Source organism: Phenylobacterium sp. (assembly GCF_030681155.1).
GTDB lineage: Bacteria > Pseudomonadota > Alphaproteobacteria > Caulobacterales > Caulobacteraceae > Phenylobacterium.
Window position 1 is genome coordinate 18989 of sequence record NZ_JAUXXE010000038.1, and the last position, 11093, is coordinate 30081.

The 11093-nt window shown below is 65.9% G+C and carries 6 protein-coding genes; 4 read left to right on the forward strand and 2 right to left on the reverse strand.

Going from position 1 to position 11093, the window contains the following annotated elements; all coding sequences use genetic code 11:
• The first annotated feature begins 9 nt into the window (after positions 1–9).
• The 3 genes from Q8M13_RS09790 (at position 10) to Q8M13_RS09800 (ending at position 3440) form a co-directional block, all read left to right on the forward strand.
• A complete protein-coding gene (locus Q8M13_RS09790) occupies positions 10–966 on the forward strand; it encodes a D-alanyl-D-alanine carboxypeptidase family protein (protein WP_305299736.1) in 957 nt (318 codons plus the stop codon).
• 111 nt (positions 967–1077) lie between these two features.
• The gene (locus Q8M13_RS09795; protein ID WP_305299738.1) at positions 1078–2172 is read left to right on the forward strand and encodes a serine hydrolase; all 1095 of its coding nucleotides are present in this window, start codon (positions 1078–1080) and stop codon (positions 2170–2172) included.
• Positions 2173–2522: 350 nt separating this feature from the next.
• Positions 2523–3440: a YihY/virulence factor BrkB family protein gene (locus Q8M13_RS09800; RefSeq protein WP_305299739.1), complete on the forward strand. Its 918-nt coding sequence runs from the start codon at positions 2523–2525 to the stop codon at positions 3438–3440.
• Positions 3441–3563: 123 nt separating this feature from the next.
• On the opposite strand, the gene Q8M13_RS09805 is transcribed toward Q8M13_RS09800, so the two are convergent.
• On the reverse strand, positions 3564–6734 hold the full coding sequence (locus Q8M13_RS09805) for a response regulator (protein ID WP_305299740.1): 3171 nt from the start codon (positions 6732–6734) through the stop codon (positions 3564–3566).
• Between the two features lie 283 nt (positions 6735–7017).
• Positions 7018–8661 carry an alpha-amylase family glycosyl hydrolase gene (locus Q8M13_RS09810; protein WP_305299742.1) on the reverse strand — a complete coding sequence of 548 codons (1644 nt, stop codon included), beginning with the start codon at positions 8659–8661 and terminating at the stop codon, positions 7018–7020.
• 167 nt (positions 8662–8828) lie between these two features.
• Between Q8M13_RS09810 and Q8M13_RS09815 the strand changes: the two genes are divergently transcribed.
• Complete coding sequence (locus tag Q8M13_RS09815) at positions 8829–10895, forward strand: glycoside hydrolase family 65 protein (protein WP_305299743.1); 2067 nt, start codon at positions 8829–8831, stop codon at positions 10893–10895.
• Positions 10896–11093 lie beyond the last annotated feature (198 nt).

The window sequence follows — 11093 nt, forward strand, 5'->3', positions numbered from 1 at the left end:
AATCGCCCGATGTTCAGGACCTGGTCAATCGGCGCGGCGGTTATCCTCCTGGCGCTGTCGATCGGCGGCGGGTCGCCGCCAGGCGCGACCAGGGCGGCGGCCGCTGCGTCCATTGCAGATGATCGGAACGACCTGATCGGCGATCTGCTGGAGGCTCCGGTTCCCAGTTGCGAGGCGGCGAGCGGCTACGAACAGGCCGCTCGCGGGAACGCCGACAGTATACGGACGATGAGCTGGTCGCCGTTTGGACGCGCCGAAAAGGGCTGGGCGATCTATTCGGCGCATGTCGCACGCGCCATCGGCACGATCTGCGCCCCGGACAGTCCGGGCTTCGCCGCGGCCCTGGCGCGTTGGCAAGCCAGCCGCGGGCTTTCAGGCGAAGGGCGATCAGATGTCGCCACCCTGATGTCGATGAAGGGCGAATGGCAGACGGCCCGGCCCTATGTCGCCCTACGCGCCTCCGGCGTCTGCCCGGCGCCGCCGGCGTCGAGCGGACTGACGCGTTTGGAGGAAGAAGAAGGCTATCTGGGCAAGTCGGTCGAATTGCGGTCCGACGCCGCGCGCGCCTATCGCAGGATGGTGGCGGCGGCTCGAGCGGAGATGCCGGACCTGGCTGAAGACCCGCAGTTGCTCCGGGTTTTTTCAGGTTATCGCAGTCCGGCCTATGACGATGCGCGCTGCGCGCGGGACGGCAACTGCGCAGGAATTGTTCGGGCCAAGTGCTCGGTTCACCGTACCGGCCAAGCCTTGGACCTCGTGGTCGGGGCCGCAGCCGGTTTCAGCGTCGACTCCAGCGCTGACGCCAACCGCCTGCATCAATCGCAGGGAAGGGCCTATCGGTGGCTGCTGGCCAACGCCGAAAGGTTCGGGTTCGTGAACTACAGCTTCGAGCCCTGGCATTGGGAATGGATTGGCGACGGCCCTGGCCCCGACTCCCCGCAGTGGCAGCGAGTCGCAACGCGTTAGATGCAGCGTCGCGTTTCCCGGTTCAGACAGCCTCGTTTTTCCTCGGGCCGCGGAAGCTTCTGGCGCGCCAGGCGGTTCAGCAGTTCGCGCTCGCCTTGGGGCAGAATCGTCTTGGCGCTGGCCTTGCTTGGCGCGATCGCCGCCGGCTCGGCCTGGCTACTGCGGGAGCGAATTTCACCTCGCACCCCGCAAACGCCACCGGCTGCGGCGCTGGAAGAAGCGTCCGCGGGCCAGGCGGCTGGGCCGGCCTTGCCACGTTCCTCCCTTCGCGAGGGCCCGGCCTCCCTGCAGGAGAGGCTCGATACGATCGCCGCTCGCCATGGTGAGCCGATCGGGATCGCCGTGGCGGACGTGGGCGCAGGTTGGGCTGTGGCGGTGGCCGGTGACCACTTCTTCCCGCAACAAAGCGTCTCCAAGACCTGGGTGGCTCTGGCGGTGCTCGACGCCGTCGATCGCGGCGACCTGGATCTGAAAAGCGCGGTGACCATGACCTTCGCCGACCGGAGCGTGTTCAACCAGCCGCTCGGACGAAGCCTCTCGGCCGACGGGCTGGAGATCACCATCGCCGACCTTCTTCATCATGCGCTGGCGTTCAGCGACAATTCGGCCAACGATACCTTGATCCGCATCGTGGGACTTGATGCGGTCCGAGATGTTCTGGCTCGCAAGGGCTTGGACGGCATTCGCATGGGGTCCGATGAGCGCCATTTGCAGGCGTTGATCGCCGGCCTGGCCTGGCGCCCTTCGTATGGCGAAGGCCGCAATTTCGAACAGGCGCGCGCGAAGCTGGACCGGCTTCATCGCCGCCAGGCCCTGAGCGCCTATCTGTCTGATCCGATTGATGGCGCGACGCCGATGGGCATCGTCGCGGCCCTCGCGGCCCTGCACAGCGGGGAGCTGATGTCAGCCACCTCTCAGGCCTTCCTGATGGAGACGCTTGCCGCCACGCGGACCGGGCCGGCTCGGCTGAAGGGCGGATTGCCGACCGGCTGGAAAATCGCTCACAAGACCGGGACCGGCCAGGACTTCGAGGGAGGCTCGGTCGGCATCAACGACATCGCGCTCCTGACCGCGCCCGACGGCAGGACCTACGCGGTGGCCGTCCTGATGGGCTTCACCCGCAAGCCGGTGCGCGATCGCCTCGCGATCATGCAATCGGTAAGCCGGGCGGTTTCGCAGCAATGGGCCACGGAGATCGGCGACTAGTTGGTCGCCCGCGCGGCTTCTGGCGCGCGGCCTGGGATGCGACAGCTCAAAAGCTCGGTAAGACCTCGAGTGGGTAAACCCAAACCCATGTGGTGCGTTGGGCTGGGATGGCTGGGCTATTCGCAAGACCTCCGCGCTCAAGGAAAGAGCCGCGCTCAAGCAGTGAGCCACGCTCCAGGCGTGGCCTAGACAAGATCGATGCCGCGATCCTGCTGACCTTCGTGGCGTCGGCCGGGCTTGCGGCATGGGGTTGGGGACAGCCCTCGCCGCGTGAAAAATCAGAAGGCGATCGCGGCAGGCGCTCGACCGCGCCCCGGAAAATCCCGGCCAAAGGCTGGAAAGACATTCTGGTGCGCAGCTATCGCGAGATCGGCGACGACGACGTTTTCTCGGTTGCGCGCAGCATCGCCTTCACCGGCATGCTGGCGCTCTTTCCGGCCCTTGCGGCCTTTGTCTCGATCTACGGCCTGTTCGCCGACGTCAACCAGGCCAGGGAACATCTCGCGGCCCTGGCCGGCATCGTCCCGGCGGAGGTCATGACCTTGATCGGCGAGCAAATGGTGCGCATCGCTGAAGCCAACAACGCCAGCCTGAGCCTCACCTTCCTGTTGAGTTTGGTGCTGTCGTTCTGGAGCGCGAATTCTGGAATGAAGGCGCTCTTCAAGGGCCTCAACGTCGCCTACGAGGAGCAGGAAACTCGATCTTTCCTGCGTCTCAACCTGGTGACGATGGGCTTCACCACTGGATTGATCGCGCTCTTCGTGGTGGCCGCGGCCTGCGTGATCGGGCTCCCCATCCTCGTCCAGGCGCTGCACATCGACCCGGCTCGAGTTCCGCTCGCCTGGCTGCGGTGGCCGATCCTGCTTCTGGTCGTTATGGGCGCGATCTCGCTGCTCTACCGCTTTGGCCCGAGCCGCGAGCAAGCAAGGTGGCGATGGGTGACGCCGGGAAGCTTCGCGGCCGGCGCGCTCTGGATCGCGGGCTCCAGTCTCTTCTCCTTGTATCTGTCACGGTTCGCCGACTACAGCGCGACCTACGGATCACTCGGGGCGGTGTTCGGCTTCATGATGTGGCTGTGGCTGTCCGCCGTCATCGTTCTCTTCGGCGCGGAGCTCAACGCCGAGATGGAACACCAGACGGCGGTCGATTCCACGATCGGCCCACCCCTGCCGCTAGGGGCTCGCGGCGCCCAGATGGCCGACACCGTCGGAGCCGCGCAACCTGGATCTCTATGGAAATCCCTCCTGCAAAAACGGCCTGGGCCCTAGTCGGCTGACGAAACGTCCCGCGGCAGACGCCGACGTTCTGGTTCCAATTTCGAAACCAGGCCTTGCAGACCCGTTGGATCAAGGACCCGTGTGAGGGCGAGGGCCGCCGCATAGCTCGCGGGTTTAGCTGAGGGCCTTGTCGCTGGCGGCGCGCGACAGAGCCGCTGCAACCTGGTCCGAAGTATAAGGCTTGGCCAGGTTGATCGCATCGGGCAGGCCGGCCTCCTGCGCTGCGCCTTGGTCGCCGCTTGCGAAAATGATCTTCAAGCCTGGCCACTGCTGGATGGCTTCTCGCGCCAGGTCCGTCCCGGAGAAATCCGGAAGTCCGACATCGGTGATCAGGACATCGGCCGTCGTTTCCGCGAGGAGCCGCAGGGCGGTTTGGCCATCGCTGGCGCAGTTCACGGTGTGACCAAGCTCTGCAATCATGTCGGCCGTGCCGCTGCGGATCAGGTCGTCGTCCTCGACAAGTACGACGATCAGCCTGGGACCCTCCCGCCGCCTCTCGCCCTGCACAGGTGTCGCGCGAGGGCGTTCATGAACACTGCGTTGGGCCTGATTGGCCAGGATATGCCGGATCCGGCGAGCCAACGCCTCACGGGAGTAGGGCTTGGACAAGAGCTCGACCCCCGGATCGAGGCGGCCATGGTGCACGATCGCGTTTTCCGTATAGCCCGAAGTGAACAAGACACCGATGTGCGGGAGGCGCTCCTTGGTCCGCCTCGCGAGCTCTGGGCTGCGAAGCGGGCCAGGCATGACCACGTCGGTGAACAAAAGGTCGATCGCGATCCCGCTGTCGATGACGTTCAGCGCGCTCTGTGCGTCGCGCGCCTTCAGCACCCTGTAGCCAAGCTCGGTCAGCAGCCCGACCGCGGTCTCGCGGACAGCGTCGTCATCTTCCACGACAAGGATGGTTTCCGTGCCGCCAACCACCGGACCGGCGCTGATGTCGGCCAGGACGTCCTCGGCCCCCACCGCCCGCGGAAGGTAGAGCTTGATCGTCGTCCCTTCCCCCATCTCGCTGTAGATTTTGATGTGTCCGCCCGACTGCTTGGTCAGGCCATAGACCATGGAGAGGCCAAGGCCCGTGCCCTTGCCCTCTGGCTTGGTGCTGAAGAAGGGCTCGAAGACGCTCTCGATGATGTCCTTCGGAATACCGCAACCGGTGTCGGTCACCGCGACCATGACGTACTGCCCGGGCTTCACGTCATCGTGCTGGACGGCGTAACTGTCATCGAGCGCGGCGTTGCTGACTTCGATCGTCAGACGCCCCCCCTCCTGCATGGCGTCCCGGGCGTTGATGGCCAGGTTGAGGATGGCGTTCTCGATCTGACCTGGGTCCACCAGCGTGTTCCACAAGCCCCCGCCGACGATGGTCTCCACCTCGATATCTTCCCCGATCGAGCGGCGAAGTAGATCGTCCATATCCTTCAAGAGCCGCCCGAGGTTCACCACCTTGGGCTCAAGTGGGGAGCGCCGTCCGAAGGCCAGCAATTGTGACGCCAGCTTTGCGCCGCGCGACACCCCGGCCAGCGCGTTCTGCACCCGCCGCTCAGCCCGGTCATTGCCGGCCACGTCGCGGCCGAGAAGCTGCAGGTTCCCGCTGATCACTTGCAGGAGGTTGTTGAAATCGTGGGCGACGCCCCCGGTCAGCTTGCCGAGGGCCTCAATTTTCTGCGACTGACGCAAGGCGGCCTCGGCGGCCTGCCGCTCGCGCGATTCCTGCTCAAGCCGCGCCAGCGCATCGCCGAGCTCCTCGGTCCGCTCACCGACGCGCTGCTCCAGGGTCTCGTTCAGCTGCTGAAGTTCGTCTTCGGCCTGCTTGCGATGGGTGACGTCGTATCCATCGACAAAGATGCCGACGGGCGTCCCGTCAGGCCCTAGGATCGGCTGGTAGATAAGGTCCACGAAACGCTGCTCGAGCGGGCCCGCGGCCGTCCGCTGCAACATGACCGGCATATTGCGGCCGATAAACGGCTCGCCGGCGCTGAGCACCCCATCCAGCAGTTCGAAGAACCCTTGGCCCACGATCTCCGGCAAGGCCTCGCGTGCTGAGCGTCCGATCAGATCCCGATGGCCGACAAGCTGCAGATAGGCGTCGTTGATCAGATCAAAGACGTGCTCGGGGCCCATGAGGATGGCCATGAAGCTCGGGGCCTGCTGGAACAGGGTGCGAAGATAATCGCGCTCCTGCGTCCGCAGCTCGACTTCCGAGGTCAGCTGCAGATTGGCGACCCGGAGGGTCTCGGCCGCCTCCTGGCGCAGCCGAACGGCCTCGGCGAGTGCTTCGGCCCGCTGACGTTCGACTTCATAGGCCTCGGCCCCGGACAACCCCGCGGCGATCTGACCGGACAGCAGCTTGAGAAAGCCCGAATAGTCGTCGTCAACCGGCCGATAGGGATTGGTCCCGACGATCAGGGCGCCGCGCGGTCGCTCCGCGCCCTGGTGCGCCAGCGGCTTGATGCGCACCGATTGGGGCGGCCTGTCCCAAGCGCCGGTGGGGAGATCGGAGCGTTCGGAGACGTCGAGCGGGAATGACTCTTCACCCCGCCATATGCGGGTCAGATCCCAAACATCGTTCTGAAGCGTCAGCTCAACGGGCGCTAGGGCGTGCCCCTGGGCGATGCCGGAAGCCGCGGCCAGCACCGCCGAGCCATCGTCGCGGAACAGGTAGATCAGCGTGAAGGGCAGGTCGAAGGGGTTCTCGGCCAAATGCTCTTCGACCGCCTGAAGAACCTTGGCGCGCGAATCCGCCGTGGTCAGCGCCGCGCCCAGGCTGCGGAGCGAGCCCAAACGGCGCTCAGCGATGACCCGGGTCGTCTCCTCGGTGACCGCGCAGAACACCCCTTCGACCTCTCCGGTGTCCCCCATCAGGGGGCTGTAGGAGAAGGTATGGTAGGTCTCCTCGGGATAGCCGTTGCGCTCCAGCAGGAGCAACAACCCGCGATCCCACGTCGCCTCGCCTTTGTGATAGACCGTCTCAAGGCGGCCTTTGATGTCGTTCCAGATCTCCGGCCATAGCGCCTGCGTCGGCATGCCGAGGGCCTGCGGATGCTTGATGCCGAGCGTCGGACGATAGGCGTCATTGTAGAAAAAGTGGATGTCCGGGCCCCAGCCCAGCCACATCTCGAACCGTGACGTCAGCAGCAGTCGAAGGGCGACCTTTAGGCTGGTTGGCCAAGATCGCGCCGGACCAAGCGGGGTCGAGGCCCAATCGTGCGCACGCATCAGCTGCGCCATTTCCCCATCACCCACGAAGATGTCGTCCAAGGATGTGTGGATACTCGACGCCAAGGCTTACTCTCCGATCGCGGTCTTGCGGGTTTATCGAGATTGAAGGGCGGTCACTAGATGAATATCGAGGCCGATGGGGTCACGCCGCAGCCTGCGGTCCCCCGCCCAAAATGCCCTCGTCTCAAAGACTTCGAACGCGCCGCGCCCCGCCAGACAGACCCCGCGATGGTTGCCCGAACGCCAGGATTTGACCGCCAGCTGGCGCCATCGCAACGCCTCAATTGAGACTGCTCCAAGCTGAGGTCTCAGTCTGTCGGGGATCCGACTCCGGCACGCTCGCCATCTACGCATTCTGCCTTTCTCCGACATTCTGGCGCTCCGGACAGCGACGGACGATGGCCCCCTCATGCGGGCTCAGATGAAGATCGGACTCCAAGCGCTCGCCAACCCGCCCAGGCAAGGTCGACAGCAGGATTTGTCCGCCATCGAGGGGAAACACCCCTCCCGATCCCTCGAGATCCAAAACGACCGCGAGGCAGCTCTCCGGGCAAGATCGCTGGAAGGCGAGAAGCCCGCCGGCCGCGCCGAGCAGGGCGTAGTCGCCGACCTGCAAGACTTCCTCGCGCCTGCGCAGCGCAAGCAGGGCTTGATAGAGCCGCAGGATCGACCCTGGCCGTTCCAGTTGGCGCGCAGCGTTGAGGTCGCGCCAACCCTCGCTCAAGGGAAGCCACGGCGCTTGGGCGCTGAACCCGGCGTTGGGGGCTCCCGACCACAGCATCGGGGTGCGGGCGGGGTCGCGGCCAAGACCAAGTCCTGGAACATTGAGTTCCCAGGGGTCGCGCACCCGATCAGGCGGGATCGGAACATCTGTCAGTCCCAGCTCGTCGCCTTGGTAGAGGGTGGGCGTGCCGCGAAGCGTAAGGAGCAACATCGCCGCCACCCGAGCCTGGTCCTCACCGAGCCGGCTCGCCAGCCGCGAGCGGTCATGGTTGGACAACACCCAATTGGGCCAGCCGCCAGCGGGCAGGGCCGCTTCATATGCGCCGATCAGACTGGCGAGCGCCAGCGGCGTCCAGGGCGTGGTCATCAGGTGAAAGTTGAACGGCAGATGGAAGCCGTCCAACGCGCCGCCATAATAGGCCATCAGGCGCGGGATCGGCAGGTAGGCCTCGCCGATCAAGACGCGGTCTGCGCCATAACCTTCGACCAGCCGCCGCATGGCGGCGATGAATGGGTGGACCTCGGGCTGGTCGACCGTGTGGACCTTGAGGAATTGCTCGGCCGGCCCCATCGCCTCGCGCCACTGCGGGTTTGGCGGATTGTCGGCGAGGCTCTCGTCCTCAAGCAGGTGATGGATGGCGTCGACCCGAAAGCCGTCCACGCCCTCGTCCAACCAGAAGCGCAGGACATTGAGCATGGCGCGCGCCGCCGCGGGATTGCGCCAGTTCAGGTCCGGCTGGGACGGGAGAAAGGCATGGTAATAGTATTGCCCGGTCGGCTCATCCCAGCTCCAGGCCGATCCGCCGAATTCGCCGCGCCAATTGTTCGGAGCGCCGCCGCCCGGACCTGGGTCGCGCCAGACGTACCAATCACGCTTAGCCGCGGTGCGAGACGCGCGGCTTTCCAGGAACCAGGCGTGCTGCTCGGAGGTGTGGTTGGGGATGTAGTCCAAGATGATCTTGAGGCCGCGCGAATGGACCTGGCTCACCAACTCGCGAAAAACGGCCAAGTCGCCGAACAAGGGATCGACGGCGGTGTGATCGGCCACGTCGTAGCCGAAGTCCGCCATCGGCGAAGAGAAAATTGGAGACAACCAGATCGCGTCCACGCCAAGACCCGTCAGGTAGTCGAGGCGAGCGATCAGCCCGGCGAGATCGCCGACGCCGTCGCCATTGCTGTCTTGAAATGAGCGCAGATAGACTTGGTAGATGACGCCATGCTTCCACCACTGGAAGTCGGCCGAACGGCTCAGGAGAGGTTGCATCATCGTCCGCGCTCGCTGGTCGCAAGCGCCTAGAAGCTCCATCGGGGGCTCTCGGTTCCGAACCGGTCGGCCAGGCGAAGCCCACCCCGCGCCGGCCGGCCCGACGCCATGCTCTGCGAACCGGGGAACCGAAGCTCCGCCACCGGTTTGTGGCGTGCGGGAGGATCATCATGAGCACGCCGATCAATCCGGCCCCGGTTGAGGGCTCCGGACGTCCCGAACTTCCAGCCTATGTCGCCAACGGCCTGATCGGCCTGCGGGTGCGCGACATGCCGCTGGCGGCCGGCATGGCGCTCCTCAGCGGCTACACCGGAGAGCATCACGAGCGCCAGATCGAAGCGGCGGCCGTGGCGCCCTATCCGCTCGCGGGCGACCTGGCCTTGAACGGGGTCTGGCTGTCGGACGCGCCGCATCAGGTCGGCGACCTCGTCCAGGCCTACGACTTTTCCGCGGGCGAGCTGACCAGCCGGTTCACCTATAGCGCCGGGGGCCGGACGGCGCGGGTGGAGGTTCTGACCTTCTGCAGCCGGCAAGCGCCGACGCTGGCGTGCCAGGAGATCCGCGTCGAGGTCGACGCCGCATGCGAACTGGGCTTGCGGGCCGTGGTCGACGCCGGCGGCGCCGATGGCCGCGCCTTGCGCCACGCCCGGGTCACACCTGGCGAAGAGCAGCCGGCCGTCGATGGATCGCTGCTCTGGGAGTCGGCCGGAGCGCTTTCGACCTGCGGCGCGGCCTACGTCACCCAGCTGCTCGGCGCCGGAGAGCAGGAGCCTTCCCGCCCCCCGCTGCGGGACCACCAGCTGGTAAGTGAATATCGCGTCCGCGGCCGAGCCGGGCGGCCGGTACGCCTGCGCCAGATCGTTAGTGTGATCCCCCAGGCCATGCATCAGATGCCTGACCAGCATGCCGTGCGTCTGGCGGCCAAGGCCCAAGCCGACGGCTTTGAGACCATTCGCGCCGAGAACAAAGCCGTCTGGGACGAGCTCTGGAAGGGGCGCATCCACCTAGAAGGGGCCGGGGAGCGTTGGCAGCAGCTCGCCGACGCCGCGGTCTTTTATCTGAACGCCTCGGTGCACGCCTCCTCGCCGGCCTCCACCTCGATCTTCGGTTTGGCGACCTGGCACGACTATCACTACTATTTCGGGCACGTGATGTGGGACATCGAGGCGTTTGCGGTCCCGCCGCTCTGCGTCCTCCAGCCGCAAGCGGCTCAAAGCCTGCTCGACTACCGATCGCGCAACCTCGAGGGCGCCAAGCGCAACGCCCAGGCGTTCGGCCGTCGCGGCCTGCAGTTCCCCTGGGAGAGCGCGCCGGGGACAGGGGAGGAGGCCGCCCCCTTGCCGGGAAGGGCCGCATGGCACGAGGACCATGTTTCCCTCGACGTCGCCCGGGCTTTCGCCTTCTACGCGGACGTCTCAGGTGATCTGGAATTCCTCAGAGATCGCGCCTGGCCGGTGTTGTCGGGCGTCGCTGAATGGATCACCACGCGCGTGACCGCGACCCGAGGCGGCTATGACATCCGCCAGTCCATGGGCATCGCCGAACGCGAGGCGGCCGTGAACAATGCAGCCTTCACCAATATGGGCGCGGTCGTTGTCCTGCGCGAGGCGGTCGGCGCCGCCGAGCGCCTAGGCTATCGCGCCGACCCGCTATGGACGCAGATCGCCGAGCAGATGACGATCCCCAGACGCGGCGGCGCCGTCATCTCTCACGACGGCTACCGGATCAACGAGGAGAAGGGCGCCACGCCCGACCCGCTGATGGGCCTTTTCCCGTTTGGGTTTGACCTGGCGGCGGCGGAAGAGGCCGCAACCCTGGCCCTCTATCTTGGGATTGCTCAGGACTATATCGGCAGCCCGATGCTCTCGGCGCTCTATGGGGCCTGGGCGGCCCGAACGGGCGACCGCGACCTTGCGCTCAAATTGCTGGACGAGGGCTATGGCCAATTTTGCACGGAGCGCTTTCTTCAAACCCTTGAGTATCGCCCGGACCGCTTCCCCGAGCAGCCGCGCGCCGGCCCGTTCTTCGCCAATATCGGCGGCTTCCTGACCGGACTGCTCTTTGGGTTCACCGGGGTTGAGCCTGGCCCGGAGGATGTGGAGTTCTGGCCGCGCCGGCCGGTCATACTCCCGGCCGGCTGGCGGGCCATCGAGGTCGACCGATTATGGATCCGAGGCCGAGCCTGGCGGCTCAGCGCGCGACACGGCGATCAGCAGGCGATCCTGGCGCCGGTCTAACCCTCGGCCGCCCGAGCAGTCGCTACGTCGTTCCCGAGGTCTAACATCTCCCCAGCCGCCGGGCCGGCATCTCTGGAGACGCCATGGCTGCCCCCCAGGTGAGCCTGGTGAAGTGGAGGAGCTTTGAGAGCGGCCGCTCGGGACCTCGGGCGCAATACGCTTATGCGTATAAAATGGTCTTATGCGGGTTTCCGTATT